This is a genomic window from Vibrio chemaguriensis (assembly GCF_012275705.1).
Taxonomy (GTDB): Bacteria; Pseudomonadota; Gammaproteobacteria; order Enterobacterales; family Vibrionaceae; genus Vibrio; species Vibrio diabolicus.
This window is the reverse complement of record NZ_SHOE01000001.1, coordinates 46,308-63,517: the sequence shown is the minus strand read 5'-3', so window position 1 is coordinate 63,517 and position 17,210 is coordinate 46,308. Positions and strand designations below refer to the sequence as shown.

Sequence of the window (17,210 nt, the reverse complement as noted above, 5' to 3'; positions counted from 1 at the left end):
GCGGGGCTTTCAAGTTATAGAGTTAACTTAAGAATTACTTCTTAGCGTTACGCTCTTTAACGTCAGCAATTACTTGCTCAGCAACGTTTGCTGGACATGGTGCGTAGTGTGAGAACTCCATAGAGAACTGACCACGACCAGAAGTCATTGTACGTAGAGTACCGATGTAACCAAACATTTCTGATAGAGGTACATCACCCTTGATACGTACGCCAGTAGACGCAGCTTGTTGGTCTTTGATCATACCACGACGACGGTTAAGGTCACCGATTACGTCACCAACGTGATCTTCTGGAGTGAACACGTCAACTTTCATGATTGGTTCAAGAAGTTGCGCGCCAGCTTTAGGCATAGACTGACGGAATGCGCCTTTAGCAGCGATTTCGTAAGCGATTGCTGAAGAGTCAACTGCGTGGAAACCACCGTCGAATAGTTCAACTTCAACGTCTAGAGTAGGGAAGCCAGCTAGAACACCGTGCTCCATCATTGACGCAAAGCCTTTCTCAACTGCAGGCCAGAATTCTTTAGGTACGTTACCACCAACAACTGTTGACTTGAACGTGAAGCCAGAGTTTGGCTCACCTGGTTTGATACGGTAATCGATCTTACCGAACTGACCAGAACCACCAGACTGTTTCTTGTGCGTGTAGCTGTCTTCGATTGCTTGAGTGATAGTTTCACGGTAAGCAACCTGTGGAGCACCAACTTCTAGCTCAACGCCGTAAGTACGCTTAAGGATATCTACCTTGATGTCTAGGTGAAGTTCACCCATACCTTTCAGGATAGTTTCGCCTGAATCTTCATCAGTCTCAACTTGGAATGATGGATCTTCTGCAACCATTTTACCGATCGCGATACCCATCTTCTCAGAACCGCCTTTATCTTTAGGCTTAACTGCGATAGAGATTACTGGATCTGGGAAGATCATTGGCTCAAGAGTACATTCGTGCTTAGGATCACATAGAGTGTGACCAGTTTGAACGTTCTTCATACCAACTACAGCGATGATGTCACCAGCTTGTGCTGAATCGATCTCGTTACGCTCGTCTGCGTGCATCTCAACCATACGGCCGATACGCTCTGTTTTACCAGTTGCAGAGTTAAGTACTGTGTCACCTTTCTTCATCTTACCAGAGTAGATGCGGATAAAGGTTAGAGCACCAAAACGGTCGTCCATGATCTTAAATGCAAGCGCACGTAGTGGCTCGTCTGCAGATACAGTCGCAACTTCACCAGTTGGCTCACCAGTCTCTGAGTCAGTTAGAGGCTGTGGATCAACTTCTGTTGGAGATGGTAGGTAATCAATTACCGCGTCAAGAATAAGTTGGATACCTTTGTTCTTGTACGCTGAACCACAGTAAGTTGGGAAGAATGCTAGATCACGAGTACCTTTACGGATACAACGTTTGATGTCTTCTAGAGATGGCTCTTCGCCTTCTTCTAGGTAAGCCATCATTAGATCTTCGTCTTGCTCTAGAGCAGTTTCGATTAGCATTTCACGGTATTCAGCAGCTTTTTCTACCATGTCTGCTGGAATATCTTGAACTTCGTAGTTCTCTGGCTGGCCAGACTCATCCCATACGTAAGCTTGTTGGCTTAGTACGTCTACAACACCTACGAAATCTTCTTCGATACCGATAGGTAGAGTCATAACTAGAGGTGTAGCACCTAGTACGTTTTGTACTTGATCTACAACTTTGTAGAAATCTGCGCCCATACGGTCTAGTTTGTTAACGAAGATCAGACGTGATACGTGTGATTCGTCAGCGTAACGCCAGTTAGTTTCTGACTGAGGCTCAACACCACCAGAACCACAGAATACACCGATACCACCGTCAAGTACTTTTAGAGAACGGTAAACTTCGATAGTGAAGTCAACGTGTCCAGGAGTATCGATGATGTTTAGACGGTGATCGTTCCAGAAACAAGTTGTTGCTGCAGACTGGATTGTGATACCACGTTCAGCTTCCTGCTCCATGAAGTCAGTTGTAGTTGAACCGTCGTGTGTATCACCGATCTTATGGATCTTACCAGTTAGCTTTAGGATACGCTCTGTAGAGGTAGTTTTACCCGCGTCTACGTGAGCAAAAATACCAATGTTTCTGTATTTTGATAAATCAGTCATTGTCTTACTCTGTTAATAAGGTATAAAGTGCGCGCAGAGTATATCACATTCTGTCAATACTGATACCCTTGCGTGCGGATGGAAGAAAAAAAATTTTAACGTGAAATTTCCGTCCCCAAAGCATAGTCAAACACAGCAATTTATGTACTTTATTCGCATTTTATTGAGGACGGATAGAACAGTTTGTGATTACACAAATACCATTCTTATGAGCATTACAGCTCGTCAAAAGCCTCTATAGCTTCCGACAATTTCTTAACGCCGTGAATTTGCATGCCAGGAATGCCGCCTTTCGGCATGTTGGCTGCAGGCACAATGGCTTTCTTGAAACCATGTTTGAACGCTTCATTCAAACGTTCTTGCCCACTTGGCACAGGACGGATTTCGCCTGCAAGCCCGACCTCACCAAAAATAACCACATCTTTGGGAAGTGGACGGTCACGAAAACTCGATAAAAGCGCCATAACTAACGCAAGATCGGCACTCGTCTCCGTCACCTTAACACCGCCAACCACATTAACAAAGACATCTTGGTCTGCCATTTGTAAGCCACCATGCTTATGCAACACAGCGAGCAAAAGTGATAAACGGTTCTGCTCCAAACCGACCGCAACACGGCGAGGGTTTGCCAATTGGGAGTAATCCACCAACGCTTGAATCTCTACTAATAGAGGACGCGTACCTTCCCAAACCACCATAACAGAAGAACCTGATGTTTCTTCTTCACCACGAGAAAGGAAAATCGCGGATGGGTTACTCACTTCTTTCAACCCTTGGCCTGTCATTGCAAAAACACCGAGCTCATTCACAGCGCCAAAGCGGTTTTTATGACTACGCAATGTGCGAAAGCGGCTATCAGTACCACCATCAAGCAGCACCGAACAGTCTATAATGTGCTCAAGAACTTTAGGGCCCGCAAGGGTACCATCTTTTGTTACGTGACCAACAATAAATACCGCAACGTTATTCTGTTTTGCGTATCGTGTCAGAGCAGTCGCAGATTCACGTACTTGAGCAACACTGCCCGGTGACGATTGAACATCTGAAACGTGCATTACCTGAATCGAGTCAATCACCATAATGCGAGGTTGCTCTTTTTCGGCGATTTGGCAAATTTTGTCGACGTTCGTTTCCGATAGCATTTTTAAGTGCTCTTTCGGCAACCCTAGTCGAGAAGCACGCATTGCTACCTGCTGCAACGATTCTTCACCTGTTACGTAGAGCGTTGGCATTTGCGCAGACAAACTACACATGGTTTGCAGCAACAAGGTGGATTTACCAGCGCCAGGGTTACCACCAATCAAAATAGCGGCGCCGGGTACAACGCCCCCACCTAATACGCGGTCAAGTTCTTTAAACCCACTGGTGAAGCGTGGCACTTCCTGCAGATCAATTTCGGATAACGTTTGAACTGTAGCTTCTGTTGCGGAGCCCGCGTAGCCGGATAAACGTTCATTACGAGCAACCGTTGGCGATGCAGCGATACGGACTTCTGTTATCGTATTCCACGAACCACATGCGTTACACTGCCCCTGCCAACGGGGAAAATCCGCGCCACAATCATTACAAACATACGCTCGTTTTGCTTTCGCCATGATGCCTCGATTTTTTCTACAAATGTGACTAAGCACAGCCAAGTCAGACCTTAACTGAAATGAACTATTGATATACTTAAGTTTTACTTCGCTTAGCCGATACAATTTAAAGTAACGACATACTCTAACAGAAATAATGCAGCAATCTGAAATTCTCTCGATCGCAGAACGACTCATTCCCGTTTACGGTTCGGATGACTTTGACTTTGTCCTTGGCCAATTGACCGAGGAAGAGCCGCCTTCGGCCAAAATCTTAGTGAAAATGGAACTTAACCGCTTGATGGCTCCGTGCAAAAAAAGCATCGATCTGCGCGGTCGCGTCCAAGGTGAATGTCGCGAGTATATTTTGGATGGTATTCCACATTGGTTAGATGACGTTGCTTTCAACGCTTACCATAAAAACATCAAAAAGTTTGGCGGCTACACTGAGGGAATGTGGGAAGCTTTGGTCAACACACGGAATAACTTTCGCGTAATGAGCAAACGTCTTACTCAACAAAAAACGCAATCGTTAACGGATCCTAAAAGCCCTTTCTTAGCAGAGCCCGTTCACCTCGGCTATGACTTAAAGCGCCAAGAAAAGCGCTTGAAAGTCCAATCTCAAGTCGAGATTTGCCGATCTAAAGGGCAACTTCTGCATGGGTTAAGCATTGACTTATCCTGCTCTGGCGCAAAGTTCAAAGTCCCAAGTGCGTTTAAATATAACCTTGGGGAGATTATTCAGGTCACGTTTACTGAGTTTGCCAGCAAATCTCAGGTTGCCGGTATAGAGAAACCGCTGGCGTACCGCATACTTGCGGTTGATGACTGCTACGAGAATGACTCAGTTCGATACCTCAGAACCATACGTTTAACTGAAACCAATGTCGTTACTCGAGTGATCGATGAAGCGCTCAACAGCGCAGCTAAAAGAGCTCGTCACGATAATCAAGATAAGATCATTCGAGCTCGAACTCGTGGTTATGAGCACATCGCGCTCAAGCACACCAGCAGCTTACCCCTATTCTTTGATGGCAGTGAGCTGAAACTCGCTATGTTGACGCCAAACAATCAAAAGCTTTGGCAGTACTGGCATGATGAAAGGAACCAGCAAATGTTTGGGTCCTTATTTAATGAGAAGCGAGTCGCGTCACTCATTAAACCTGGCGTTAAAGGCACCACCAATGTCCTTTATTCATTTACTCACGAGCACGAAAACCGAACCTATTTCTATTCGATGCTTCGTCCTGAGGCCACTCGTGAACAACGCCAGCTATTTTGGCATTTAGGTGCTAAACGTGAAAGTTGGCGCGCGTTTAGAATTTCGATATTTGAACTGTCAGAGCAAGAACAGGAAGACTTAGCCACTTTCTCTCCGGAGTTAGCTGAAACGTCCCAATCATTGACTCACATTGGCATCTTGCAAGAAATTGCTGACGAAAAATCAGGGCAGGATTATCTGCTCACTGAAAAGCCGCGCTTACCCGCAAATACGTTAAATGCATTTCGCCATCCGAGAAGAATTATAGGCAACCCGAAAGGCATTTATTTTGATGCTAAGTCTCGTCGTAAAGAGCCACGTTACCGATTTAAGACCCCAATAGAACTACGTTCTGGGCCCGTCACAGCGTTCGGCAGCACCGTCGATATTTCAAAGCGAGGGCTCGGCATTAAACTGGACGAACCTACCATGTTGCGCTCTGGGCAAGAGGTTCAGATCAACTTCCGAGAGTTACAACTCTACGACAAAAAGCTGCCTTTAACGTCGGTGCCATACCGGGTAATTCGTGTTAGCCCAGATGGCTGTAGCGTACAGTTAGTTATTGATGAAAGCAGCCACACCATTAAAGTGATCGCCTTTTTCAACAGCATTATCGAGCACAATCAAGATAAGTTGATCCCGCAAAAAGAGATGCTACCGAGTAATGCGTTACTTGAAAGACTGCACAGCATGTTGCTCTCTAGAACTCTGAGCACACCCATTTTTATCAGTAAAACAGCGTCGTCTTCAATCAAAACCCCCGTTATTGGGGTGAATTTGCCGCTACCTAAGCACATTGAGCTTTTTGCACGCCTTGGGCACGATCAATTGTTGTCACTTGAACCTATCTTTAAAGGTCGAACAAGCACATTAATCGCAGAGCCGATAAAGCGTGTAGAGGGAGCTCAAGCAAGGCATCAGGATATCTACATTAGCGCAGCCAAAGTCGGCAATAAAATTACAGGCATTGAGTCTAAGCTTCATCAAGAGTTCAACAGCGTAAAAGAACGGATTCAATTTATAAAGAAAGCGCGAATGATGGGTGACTTCTACGTGATTCGCTTATCTACAGCCCCAATTTTCGATCCGATGACATCGTTGCTGCAACAAGATTTAAGTGACTTAACCCAATTTGGTGTACATCAAGCGAGCAAATTAGAAAAGGAGCTGACCGCTTTGGTCGGTTACAGTGAGTTTGAAGACATTACGGAAGAAGTTGTAATTAGATTGGAGTTAACCGAGTAAATTTAGAGCCATACCAAGTCAACGAAAAAACACCGCCAGAAAGGCGGTGTTTTTTGAATGGATAAATTAAGGTTTTGCTTTCCAGCTGACCTTTTGCTGCTTCACCAGTGCACCAGATAAAATACAGAGCACACCGCCTAAGCCTGCAAAGCGAATCGCAGATTGCGCTTGAGCTTCCACTTTAGGTTTTGCGTGGTACGCGATACCTAAGCCCGCCACCGACATCATCACAAGATCGTTAGCGCCATCACCGACAGCAACCGTGTTGTGCTGCTCAATTTCGTATTCATCCGCCAACTCCACCAGGATATCTGATTTCATCTGCGCGGTAACCACATCGCCAAGTACGTTCCCCGTGAGCTTACCATTAATGATTTCCAACTGATTAGAGCGAGCAAAATCTAAATCGACTTTATCTTTGATATAGTCCGAGAAGTAAGTAAAACCACCGGAAGCAATCGCTGTTTTCCAGCCTAGTGCTTTTAACGTTGCGATTAACGCTTCAAAGTCCGGCATAAATGGCAATTGGGAACGAACTTGTTCAAGAATTGATTCATCAGCACCTTTGAGCTTGCCTACGCGTTGACGCAAACTTTGCTCAAAATCCAGTTCTCCTTGCATCGCACGTTCAGTAACTTCTGCCACCTCATCCCCGACTCCGGCCAATTTTGCAATTTCATCAATACACTCTATCTGGATTGCCGTTGAGTCCATGTCAAATACAATCAAACCTTGGGTTGATAGGTCTGGAACTTCATTAAGCGAGGCGTAATCCAAGTTGAGGCTTTGTAAGATCGTTTCGTGTTGAGGGGTCAACTCTCCTGCCATCAAGGCGACTTCATATTGGCCAACTTTCCACGTTTCTAACACGGGGTTGTAGACACCTGTGAAGAAATCAATGTCTTCAAAATGACGTGGCGAAAGGTATTCTGCAAACACTATCCAGTTTGCTTTTGCTTTATCTAGTTGGGAGGCAAATCGAGTCTCGGGTAATCGTTTTAAAAGTGTCGTATGTTTTCTGATAGGCAAGCTTTTTGACGCGTCCATGTATATAATCCCTTATGACTTTGCTAAAACGTTACCTCAACAAACTAAAAAGGCAAGTCTTTGTTTTATTTTAAATGGATGAGTAAAGAGCATGAGTGAATCCTTGTTCTCAGTAAGGAATGCCCTAAGAATTCTGGCACTAATCCTACTGTGTGTGATGTTGTTTATCACGATCAAAAACAGTGTTGTGATCAGTAAGGGCAACGAGAAAATTCAAGCACAGCAGCTTGAGACACTCACCAAAGTTTTGATTTCACAGGCGTCTCTTTCTGCCAGTGAAATGATTTTGACCAAAGATCAAGAACGCTTACTTAAGCTGACAAACCAGCTAGCACAAGACCGTTTGGTGTTTGATGCGACAATATATGATGCACAAGGCGTACGTTTAGCGTCTAGTGAAGATGCGCTATCGGTACGCGAAGTTTTAGGCTTAGACACGCCCTTGGCAACAGCTTCCATTGGCCGCCAGCAGTTGGTTGAACCAGTATTTGCCGATGAAGCACTCATCGGTTTTGTTCGCGTTACCTTTGAGACAGGTCGTGTAACCGCGATTTCTGACCACCACTATCGTAAGAGTGATCGCTACATGTACATGATGGTGCTAATGAGTTTTGTGTGCGGCATGTTATTCATTATGATTTTACGTAGACAGCCTATCCGCCGTAAAAAAGCGCAAAACCTACTGCTAACCAAATAGTCAGTCGGTAATCAACATCTAATACAAAAACAGCCCGCATTGTGCGGGCTGTTCTTTTAGTTCTTAATGTCAAGAAACTAAGATGACTCTTTGTCGCTTATTCTTCGTCGCCTAGCAATACTGAATCTAGTGCGATTAGCATCATGTCGTTGAATGTTGTTTGACGCTCATCAGAAGTTGTTTGCTCACCCGTTTTGATGTGATCTGAAACCGTACAGATTGTCAGAGCTTTTGCACCGTATTCTGCCGCTACGCCGTAAATACCCGCCGCTTCCATTTCAACACCAACAATGCCGTACTTGTCCATTACGTCGAACATTTCTGGATCAGGCGTGTAGAAAAGCTCCGCTGAAAATAGGTTACCGACTTTCACATCAATGCCACGTGCTTTTGCTGCGTCTTCTGCCGCGCGAACCATTTTGTAGTCTGCGATTGCTGCAAAGTCATGACCTTTAAAACGGATACGGTTCACTTTAGAATCCGTACACGCGCCCATGCCGATCACAACATCACGCACTTTGATGTCTTCGTTTACTGCGCCACAGCTACCAACACGGATGATTTTCTTCACGCCGAAGTCTTTAATTAGCTCCGTTGCGTAAATCGAGCATGATGGGATACCCATACCGTGGCCCATAACCGAGATCTTACGGCCTTTGTATGTGCCTGTGTAACCGAACATATTACGCACATCACACACTTGCACAACGTCTTCAAGGAAGGTTTCTGCGATGTATTTTGCACGTAGCGGGTCACCCGGCATCAGTACGACGTCTGCGAATGCACCCATTTCAGCATTGATATGTGGAGTTGCCATTTTCTTTTCCTTAACCTTTCTCTAGCGCTCCGCGCTTAAGGCGATATAAGCCAGAGTATTCTCATTTCCGACAAGCAGTACTTGCATACTGCAAACATAAAACTAGGAGCATTCAGCTCCTAGTTTTCAATATCCTAATTATAGGAAATTCTTACCGTAATCCATTGGAGAAGTACCGAAGTAGCTCGCCAATGTTTGGCCGATGTCTGCGAATGTTTCGCGGCGGCCAAGAGAGCCTGCTGGCACTTTTTGACCGTAAACCAATACTGGGATGTGCTCACGAGTATGGTCAGTACCTGGCCATGTTGGGTCACAGCCGTGGTCTGCTGTTAGGATAAGCACGTCATCTTCACCCATCAGTTCTAGCACTTCGTTGATGCGACCATCAAAGTACTCAAGCGCTGCAGCGTAACCCGCCACATCACGACGGTGACCGTAAGCTGAATCGAAGTCGACGAAGTTAGTGAATACGATGGTGTTATCACTCGCTTCTTTGATCGCTTCTTTCGTTGCTTCAAATAGTGCTGGAATGCCTGTTGCTTTGGTTTTTTTAGTGATCCCACAACCAGCATAAATATCTGAAATCTTACCGATGGAATGAACCTGGCCGCCCTTCTCATCAACTAACTTTTGTAAGATAGTCGCTGATGGTGGCTCTACAGATAGGTCACGACGGTTACCCGTACGCTCAAATTGACCTTTACCCGGGCCAATGAATGGGCGCGCGATTACACGACCGATGTTGTAATCTTCTAGTTCTTCACGCGCAATTTGGCAAAGCTCTAGTAGACGGTCTAGACCGAATGTCTCTTCGTGACAGGCGATTTGGAATACAGAGTCCGCAGAGGTGTAGAAGATTGGCTGCCCAGTTTTCATGTGCTCTTCACCCAAGTCATCAAGAACTTGAGTACCAGATGCGTGGCAGTTACCTAGGAAACCGTCAAGACCCGCGCGCTCAAGGATGCGATCCGTCAACTCTTTAGGGAAGCTGTTTGCTTTGTCTGTGAAGTAACCCCAGTCAAACAGAACAGGAACACCTGCGATTTCCCAGTGACCAGACGGCGTGTCTTTACCAGAAGAAAGCTCTGCGGCGTGGCCGTACGCACCGATAATTTCTGCTTCTGCGTCTAGGCCAGGAGCAAAGCGACCTGTTGATTCTTTGTGTGCCATTGCCAAACCTAACTTAGATAGGTTTGGAAGGCGAAGTGCGCCTTGACGTTGGTCGTTATCTGCTAAGCCTTTTTCGCATTGTTCTGCGATGTGGCCTAGTGTGTCTGAACCTACATCACCAAATTTCTCAGCGTCAGCGGTTGCACCAATACCGAATGAGTCTAGTACTAAAATAAATGCTCTTTTCATTGCTCGTTCCTTAGGCCCACTCGGCTTTTTATTATGGTTGAGTAGGCCTTGTGTAATTACTTGTTCTGTTAAATATCTTCTGCACGAATTTGGCGGTAAACCTCTGGAGTTGGTGTGTACTCACCACCTACTTTGATTGCACTGCGCAGTGCTTTTGCCGCTTCTTCCCACTGCTCTTCGCTGCGAGCGTGGATAACGGCAAGAGGTTTATCGCTATCTGCAACTTCACCCAAGCGGATGAACTCGTCGAAACCTACGGCATAGTCGATTTCATCAGTAGCAACACGGCGACCACCACCCATAGCAACGACAGCCATGCCAATCGCACGCGTGTCCATTGCTGAAACAATGCCCGTTTCCGTCGCGTAAACAGGCTTGATGATTTCCACTTTTTCTAGGTAGTTATCGTAGTTTTCTACGAAGTCTGCTGGGCCGCCAAGACCCGCAACCATCTTGCCGAAGCATGCTGCTGCTTTACCGTTGTCTAGCGCTTCCATCAACTTCACACGTGCGTCTTCTGTGTTCTCAGCCAGTTTGCCAAGTACCAGCATTTCTGCACAAGAAGCCATGGTGACTTCAAGTAGGCGTGGGTTACGGTATTCACCAGTTAGGAAACGAACCGCTTCACGAACTTCCACCGCATTACCTGCCGAAGAGGCCAATACTTGGTTCATGTCTGTCAGGATTGCAGTGGTCTTAGTACCCGCACCGTTTGCTACTGCAACGATTGATTTCGCTAGCTCTTCAGACGCTTCGTAAGTTGGCATGAATGCACCAGAGCCGACTTTAACGTCCATCACTAGCGACTCCAGACCCGCCGCCAATTTCTTAGAAAGAATGGAAGCCGTGATCAGAGAAATGTTGTCTACGGTTGCGGTAATATCACGAGTCGCGTAAACACGCTTATCCGCTGGAGCAAGGTCACCGGTTTGACCGATGATCGCCACACCAGCGTCTTTGGTCACTTGACCAAAAACATCGTTGCTTGGTGTGATGTTGTAGCCAGGAATAGACTCAAGCTTATCTAGCGTACCGCCTGTGTGGCCAAGACCACGGCCAGAGATCATTGGTACGAAACCGCCACATGCTGCCACCATAGGGCCAAGCATCAAAGACGTTACGTCACCCACACCGCCAGTAGAGTGTTTGTCGACAATTGGGCCACCAAAGTTCATGTGGCTCCAGTCGATAACCATGCCCGAATCACGCATTGCACACGTTAGGGCGATGCGCTCATCCATGGTCATTTCATTGAAGAAAATCGTCATAGCAAACGCCGCGATCTGACCTTCAGATACGGTGTTATTTGCTACGCCTTGAATAAAGAAGTTGATTTCGTCTGCGGTAAGTACTTCACCGTCACGTTTTTTACGAATGATTTCTTGTGGTAAATACATTAGTGCCTCCCATGCTCTCAGTGAGCCATGGTTAAGTAGGATAGAAGAGGTTTGGTAGCACCCGTTTAGGTGCTACCGTTCAGACATATTATTGGGATTAGTACGCTGCTGGATCAGCAGTTTCGTCTGTCACTTCTAATGTATTTAGTAGGTTAGTTAGCAGGCTAGACGCACCGAAACGGTAGTGACGGGCATCAACCCAGTTGTCACCTAGGATTTCGTCAGCCATTGCTAGGTATGCAGCTGCGTCTTCAGCAGTGCGCACACCACCTGCTGGTTTGAAACCAACAGTTTCTGCAACACCCATGTCGCGAATAACTTCAAGCATCATGCGTGCGTATTCTGGTGTTGCGTTTACTGGCACTTTACCAGTTGAAGTTTTAATGAAGTCAGCACCTGCTTCAATACAGATTTGAGATGCTTTCTTGATTAGTGCTTCTTCTTTTAGTTCACCCGTTTCGATGATCACTTTAAGAAGAATATCACCACAAGCCTCTTTACATTGCTTAACTAGTTCGAAGCCTACTTTCTCATCACCCGCCATTAGCGCGCGGTATGGGAAGACAACGTCAACTTCGTCTGCACCGTAAGCAACCGCCGCTTTTGTTTCAGCAACAGCGATTTCGATGTCGTCGTTACCGTGTGGGAAGTTCGTTACTGTTGCAATGCGAACCTCTGGCGTACCTTGCTCACGAAGTGTCTTCTTAGCAATAGGAATAAAGCGAGGGTAAATACAAATTGCAGCTGTGTTGCCTACTGCTGTTTTCGCGTCATGACATAATGAGATCACTTTTGCATCAGTGTCATCGTCATTCAACGTAGTTAGGTCCATAAGTTTAAGTGCACGTAGCGCTGCTGCTTTTAAATCGCTCATTTCTATCTCCGATCAATATTCAAAAAATTCACTACTCAGCCTTACATCACGTCTCTAACTATAATCAACAAGTCGAGACAATGTGAGTAAATGGCTAAACAGTCTATTAATGAACGGACTTGGTTCCCTGAAGACTCGGCATATACAGCGAAAATTTCATATGCCAATTGCTATCCTTGTCACCGCACAGTACCAGTTTGGCCTATGGCACAACAATCTATGATTGCGGTGTCTTTAATATCACATCACACAGCAAAACGCCTATTAGATCTGATATTGCTGGGCAAGTCATTTGCCCATCGATTATGTAATATTCATTACGTGATTAAGTATCAACCTTAACCACTATCCTGTGATTAATACATTATAGAGTTTCACCGCAAAACTGTAGCACCAAATAGAGCGCAAACGGTTTGTATCTCAAAATTTCCTAGCCCCTATTCCATCGGCTGCGTAACTCCTAGACTGAGTCCGGCACCCGGTGAGATTTTGGAGCCCGAAAAACGAAAAATGCCCCGCAGCAATCTCTTGCTACAGGGCATGATGTAAAACGGCGTCTATATATTAAGAACCGATTCTAATTATAGTGCTGCAAGGCTTAAGCAGAAGCCTGCAATTGTCGCTGCCATAAGGTTAGACAACGTACCAGCAAGAACAGCTTTAACACCCATGCGAGCGATGTCACTACGACGGTTTGGTGCAAGGCTACCTAGACCACCAAGTAGAATCGCGATAGAAGAAAGGTTCGCGAAACCACATAGTGCGAATGAGATGATAGCTGTTGTCTTCTCAGACATTACTTCACCAGTTGCCGCGATTACTTGAGCGTTTTCACCTAGGTATGGTGTGAAGTTCAAGTAAGCAACGAATTCGTTCACTACGATTTTCTGACCGATGAATGAACCAGCAGTTACTGCTTCAGCCCATGGAACACCGATTAGGAATGCTAGTGGAGAGAATGCGTAACCTAGGATTAGCTCTAGCGTTAGTTCTGGCATGCCGAACCAACCACCGATGCCACCTAGCATACCGTTGATCAGCGCGATTAGACCAACGAATGCGATTAGCATTGCACCTACGTTAAGCGCAAGTTGTAGACCAGAAGCCGCACCGCCCGCTGCTGCGTCGATTACGTTTACTGGTTTGTCGTCGCCGCCGTCCATCGCTTCTTCGATACTTTCGTGAGGCTGGTCAGTCTCTGGGTGAAGGATTTTAGCGAATAGTAGACCACCTGGTGCCGCCATAAATGATGCTGCTACTAGGTACTCTAGTGGAACACCCATTGAAGCGTAGCCCGCTAGTACACCACCAGCAACAGAAGCTAGACCACCACACATTACCGCGAATAGCTCTGATTGAGTCATTTTTGGAACGAATGGACGAACAACTAGAGGTGCTTCTGTTTGACCTACGAAAATGTTTGCTGCTGCTGACATTGATTCCGCACGTGAAGTGCCCAGCGCTTTTTGTAGTGCGCCACCAAGAATCTTGATAACCCATTGCATAACGCCAATGTAGTAAAGAACTGAAATCAGTGCAGAGAAGAAGATCAGTGTAGGAAGAACACGGAATGCGAAGATGAAACCGCCGCCGCCGAATACTTCGAACATCTTGTCAGAAACAAGACCACCGAACAGGAATGATGAACCATCGTTACCGTAGTTGATAACGTTAGAAACACCTGAAGAGAAACCGTTTAGTAGATCACGGCCCCAAGGTACATACAGAACAAATGCACCTAATGCGAATTGGATAGCGAATGCGCCACCCACAGTTCTTAGATTGATAGCTTTTCGGTTATTAGAAAATGCCACTGCAATCGCAAGAAGCACTACCATACCGATTAGGCTCATAAACAGGCTCATAGTTTATGACTTCCTTATAAGTTATTTATTGGCGTGTTACAAAATGGAGCTATAAAGCGGGAGCAATTATACTCATGCAGAATCAATTAAAGTAATGCCAGCCTCACACTTTCCTATAAGATTCATGATTGATTCAGCCAGCTTTGTGAGTTAATTCACAATAAGCAGGAAAACGTTTTCTATTTCAAACCACATCTTTAGATTTTATTCACATATCGAGAAAGCAAAATTGCTATTTTTCCATAACTGAGAGGCAATCGATTGCTTTGAGCCGTTATGCAACTCTACGAGCTCATTAAAGACGTGAATGAGTTTGGCTGGGTGATTCGACTCCCCTTGATACCCAAGTATAGGCATATCCGGTGCATCTGTTTCGATCACGAGATGTTTGAGTGGTAATTTTTGAATTGCGTCGCGCGTTTTCTTCGCTCTTGGGTAGGTGATGGTTCCTCCTACACCGATAAAAAAACCTAATTTGACCCACTCCATTGCTTGCTGATAACTCCCAGAGAAAGCATGTAGCACACCGCCCCGAGGGAGCTTCGCCGCTTTAACTATTTGAATAAGGCGATTGTGCGCTTTTCGACTATGTAAAATAACTGGGAGTTCGAAGCGTCTAGCCAGTTCAAATTGAACTTCAAGTGTCTCTTCTTGCAACTGTGGGTCAACATCAATGGCAAAATCTAGCCCACACTCTCCTATTGCCACGCACTGGGGAGCATTTTGTTTTAGATAATGTTCCAATTCAGCAAAGTGCTGCTCGACGTTATCTTCAAGAAAATACGGATGAAACCCAAGGGCATAATACAAATTGGCATGTTGATCTGCCAAGGTTTGAATACGAGCCCAGTTTTGAGGTCCCACTGACGGAATCAGAATTCTTGTCACGCCTTGCGTTTGAGCTAGCTGAAGTTGATGTGCAAAGTCACCTTGGAATACATCAAAGTCAAAGTGACAATGGGTATCAAAGAGCTTCATCTTGAGACTTTTTATCTGTACCAACAAGCTGAGAATCAGAAAATAGCAGAGCTTCACTGTTCTCTTCATTTTGATGGGCAGGATCTTTTCTATACGGAACGCAGCTGCGTTTTTGATCGGGGGTTAGCCCCATCTCCTTGCACCAGTCGTCGTAACGCTTCAATCCTCGTTTAAACCAGTTCATATCTCATCCTTATAAAAAACGCCCTTGGCTAAGTTTATAGCCAAGGGCGTTTTAAAATCTAGTTTGCGTTAAAGCTTACCCAAACCGCTTTTTGATTAGTGCTCACGCGTCGCACGGAAATCAATATCAGGGAAACGCTCTTTCGCCAAGTTTAAGTTAACCATTGTTGGTGCAATATACGTTAGGTTATCACCACCATCCAATGCTAAGTTTGCTTGGTTCTTACGTTGGAACTCATCCAGTTTCTTCGCATCATCACACTCAACCCAACGCGCAGTTGCAACGTTGATGCCTTCATAAATCGCTTCAACGTTATATTCAGACTTCAAACGAGCCACAACAACATCGAACTGAAGTACACCAACGGCACCAACGATCAGATCGTTGTTTTGTAGTGGACGGAATACCTGTACCGCACCTTCTTCTGATAGTTGCACCAAGCCTTTTAGTAGCTGTTTCTGCTTTAGTGGATCTTTCAGGCGAATACGACGGAACAGTTCCGGGGCAAAGTTCGGAATACCAGAGAACTTCAGTGACTCACCTTGAGTAAAGGTATCACCAATCTGGATAGTTCCGTGGTTGTGCAGACCAATGATATCACCCGCGTAAGCGTGTTCTGCACGTGAACGGTCACCCGCCATAAAGGTTACTGCATCAGAGATACTCACCTGCTTGCCAAGACGAACGTGGTTCATCTTCATACCCTGCGTGTAAGTACCCGATACAATACGCATGAATGCGATACGGTCACGGTGTTTCGGGTCCATGTTTGCTTGGATCTTAAATACGAAACCAGAGAACTTCTCTTCTGTCGCTTCAACTTCACGCTCAACCGCTTGACGCGTTTTCGGTGCTGGTGCCCACTCTGTTAGACCGTCTAGCATGTGGTCTACACCGAAGTTACCTAATGCGGTACCGAAGTAAACTGGCGTCAGGTCACCCGTTAAGAACATTTCCAAATCAAACTCAGGGCAAGCACCCATAACAAGCTCAAGCTCTTCTCGAACGCTTTCCGCAAGGCCTGCACCGACTTTTTCATCAAGCTCTGGGTTATCTAGACCTTTGATGATTCGAACTTCTTGAATCTCATGACCGTGACCAGATTCGTATAAAATCGTTTCATCACGGTGAATGTGGTACACACCTTTAAACTCTTTACCACAGCCGATTGGCCACGTGATAGGCGCACACATCATGCCCAATTCGTTTTCTACTTCGTCCAATACTTCCATTGGATCACGAACGTCACGGTCAAGTTTGTTCATGAAGGTCACGATTGGCGTATCGCGTAGACGGGTTACTTCCATCAGCTTACGAGTACGATCCTCGACACCTTTCGCTGCATCGATAACCATCAAACACGAGTCGACTGCCGTTAGAGTACGGTATGTATCTTCCGAGAAGTCTTCGTGTCCAGGAGTATCAAGTAGGTTTACCAGGCAATCATTGTAAGGGAACTGCATCACAGACGTGGTTACCGAGATACCACGTTCCTTTTCCATTTCCATCCAGTCTGATTTTGCGTGCTGTGCATTACCACGACCTTTAACCGTACCTGCTTTTTGAATCGCGTTTCCGAATAAAAGGACTTTTTCAGTAATGGTGGTTTTACCCGCATCCGGGTGAGAAATAATAGCGAACGTTCTACGTTTAGACACTTCGCTTAGAAAAGGTGTATTTGACATGAAACTGGTCTTCTTTGATGTCTGAATGCTTGCTCGAAAAGCAAACACGCTTTTTAGATTCAATATTGCGCGGTATTCTCGCTTATTATTGCCTCAGGGGCA

13 protein-coding genes are annotated in these 17,210 nt (G+C 45.7%); 2 read left to right on the top strand and 11 right to left on the bottom strand.

What is annotated here, in order from left to right:
- Positions 1–34: 34 nt before the first annotated feature.
- Together fusA and radA are read right to left on the bottom strand one after the other, a co-directional pair.
- Positions 35–2,125 carry an elongation factor G gene (fusA, locus tag EX191_RS00265; RefSeq protein ID WP_012841459.1) on the bottom strand — a complete coding sequence of 697 codons (2,091 nt, stop codon included), beginning with the start codon at positions 2,123–2,125 and terminating at the stop codon, positions 35–37.
- Between the two features lie 215 nt (positions 2,126–2,340).
- Positions 2,341–3,720, bottom strand: a complete 1,380-nt coding sequence (gene radA / locus EX191_RS00260) for a DNA repair protein RadA (protein WP_046875036.1) — start codon at positions 3,718–3,720, stop codon at positions 2,341–2,343.
- 136 nt (positions 3,721–3,856) lie between these two features.
- On the opposite strand from radA, the gene EX191_RS00255 reads away from it, so the two are divergent.
- Positions 3,857–6,205 (top strand): PilZ domain-containing protein, encoded by a 2,349-nt coding sequence (locus EX191_RS00255; protein WP_182032744.1) that lies wholly within the window; start codon positions 3,857–3,859, stop codon positions 6,203–6,205.
- 66 nt (positions 6,206–6,271) lie between these two features.
- Here the strand turns inward: EX191_RS00255 and serB are convergent, their stop codons facing one another.
- Complete coding sequence (serB, locus tag EX191_RS00250) at positions 6,272–7,252, bottom strand: phosphoserine phosphatase (RefSeq protein ID WP_006742382.1); 981 nt, start codon at positions 7,250–7,252, stop codon at positions 6,272–6,274.
- 91 nt (positions 7,253–7,343) lie between these two features.
- On the opposite strand from serB, the gene EX191_RS00245 reads away from it, so the two are divergent.
- Positions 7,344–7,949 carry a YtjB family periplasmic protein gene (locus EX191_RS00245; protein WP_041852892.1) on the top strand — a complete coding sequence of 202 codons (606 nt, stop codon included), beginning with the start codon at positions 7,344–7,346 and terminating at the stop codon, positions 7,947–7,949.
- Between the two features lie 97 nt (positions 7,950–8,046).
- Here the strand turns inward: EX191_RS00245 and deoD are convergent, their stop codons facing one another.
- The 8 genes from deoD to prfC form a co-directional block, all read right to left on the bottom strand.
- Positions 8,047–8,766: a purine-nucleoside phosphorylase gene (gene deoD, locus EX191_RS00240; protein ID WP_006742381.1), complete on the bottom strand. Its 720-nt coding sequence runs from the start codon at positions 8,764–8,766 to the stop codon at positions 8,047–8,049.
- Positions 8,767–8,904: 138 nt separating this feature from the next.
- Positions 8,905–10,125 carry a phosphopentomutase gene (locus EX191_RS00235; RefSeq protein WP_193446947.1) on the bottom strand — a complete coding sequence of 407 codons (1,221 nt, stop codon included), beginning with the start codon at positions 10,123–10,125 and terminating at the stop codon, positions 8,905–8,907.
- 68 nt (positions 10,126–10,193) lie between these two features.
- Positions 10,194–11,522 carry a thymidine phosphorylase gene (gene deoA, locus EX191_RS00230; RefSeq protein WP_193446946.1) on the bottom strand — a complete coding sequence of 443 codons (1,329 nt, stop codon included), beginning with the start codon at positions 11,520–11,522 and terminating at the stop codon, positions 10,194–10,196.
- Between the two features lie 97 nt (positions 11,523–11,619).
- Positions 11,620–12,396, bottom strand: coding sequence for a deoxyribose-phosphate aldolase (gene deoC, locus EX191_RS00225; RefSeq protein WP_006742378.1), 777 nt, complete (start codon positions 12,394–12,396; stop codon positions 11,620–11,622).
- A gap of 581 nt (positions 12,397–12,977) precedes the next feature.
- Positions 12,978–14,261: a NupC/NupG family nucleoside CNT transporter gene (locus EX191_RS00220; protein ID WP_006742377.1), complete on the bottom strand. Its 1,284-nt coding sequence runs from the start codon at positions 14,259–14,261 to the stop codon at positions 12,978–12,980.
- Positions 14,262–14,465: 204 nt separating this feature from the next.
- Complete coding sequence (locus EX191_RS00215; protein WP_182032746.1) at positions 14,466–15,239, bottom strand: TatD family hydrolase; 774 nt, start codon at positions 15,237–15,239, stop codon at positions 14,466–14,468.
- Complete coding sequence (locus EX191_RS00210) at positions 15,226–15,423, bottom strand: DUF5363 family protein (RefSeq protein ID WP_182032747.1); 198 nt, start codon at positions 15,421–15,423, stop codon at positions 15,226–15,228. The genes EX191_RS00215 and EX191_RS00210 overlap by 14 nt, the downstream gene beginning before the upstream one ends.
- 95 nt (positions 15,424–15,518) lie before the next feature.
- Complete coding sequence (gene prfC, locus EX191_RS00205) at positions 15,519–17,108, bottom strand: peptide chain release factor 3 (protein ID WP_012841453.1); 1,590 nt, start codon at positions 17,106–17,108, stop codon at positions 15,519–15,521.
- Positions 17,109–17,210: the final 102 nt, after the last annotated feature.

Bases quoted from the DNA above. Each gene is read 5' to 3' on its own strand.
- deoD (WP_006742381.1), bottom strand. From the start codon at position 8,766: ATGGCAACTCCACATATCAATGCTGAAATGGGTGCATTCGCAGACGTC.
- EX191_RS00220 (WP_006742377.1), bottom strand. From the start codon at position 14,261: ATGAGCCTGTTTATGAGCCTAATCGGTATGGTAGTGCTTCTTGCGATT.
- fusA (WP_012841459.1), bottom strand. From the start codon at position 2,125: ATGACTGATTTATCAAAATACAGAAACATTGGTATTTTTGCTCACGTA.
- EX191_RS00210 (WP_182032747.1), bottom strand. From the start codon at position 15,423: ATGAACTGGTTTAAACGAGGATTGAAGCGTTACGACGACTGGTGCAAG.
- prfC (WP_012841453.1), bottom strand. From the start codon at position 17,108: ATGTCAAATACACCTTTTCTAAGCGAAGTGTCTAAACGTAGAACGTTC.
- deoA (WP_193446946.1), bottom strand. From the start codon at position 11,522: ATGTATTTACCACAAGAAATCATTCGTAAAAAACGTGACGGTGAAGTA.
- EX191_RS00245 (WP_041852892.1), top strand. From the start codon at position 7,344: ATGAGTGAATCCTTGTTCTCAGTAAGGAATGCCCTAAGAATTCTGGCA.
- deoC (WP_006742378.1), bottom strand. From the start codon at position 12,396: ATGAGCGATTTAAAAGCAGCAGCGCTACGTGCACTTAAACTTATGGAC.
- radA (WP_046875036.1), bottom strand. From the start codon at position 3,720: ATGGCGAAAGCAAAACGAGCGTATGTTTGTAATGATTGTGGCGCGGAT.
- EX191_RS00235 (WP_193446947.1), bottom strand. From the start codon at position 10,125: ATGAAAAGAGCATTTATTTTAGTACTAGACTCATTCGGTATTGGTGCA.
- EX191_RS00215 (WP_182032746.1), bottom strand. From the start codon at position 15,239: ATGAAGCTCTTTGATACCCATTGTCACTTTGACTTTGATGTATTCCAA.
- serB (WP_006742382.1), bottom strand. From the start codon at position 7,252: ATGGACGCGTCAAAAAGCTTGCCTATCAGAAAACATACGACACTTTTA.
- EX191_RS00255 (WP_182032744.1), top strand. From the start codon at position 3,857: ATGCAGCAATCTGAAATTCTCTCGATCGCAGAACGACTCATTCCCGTT.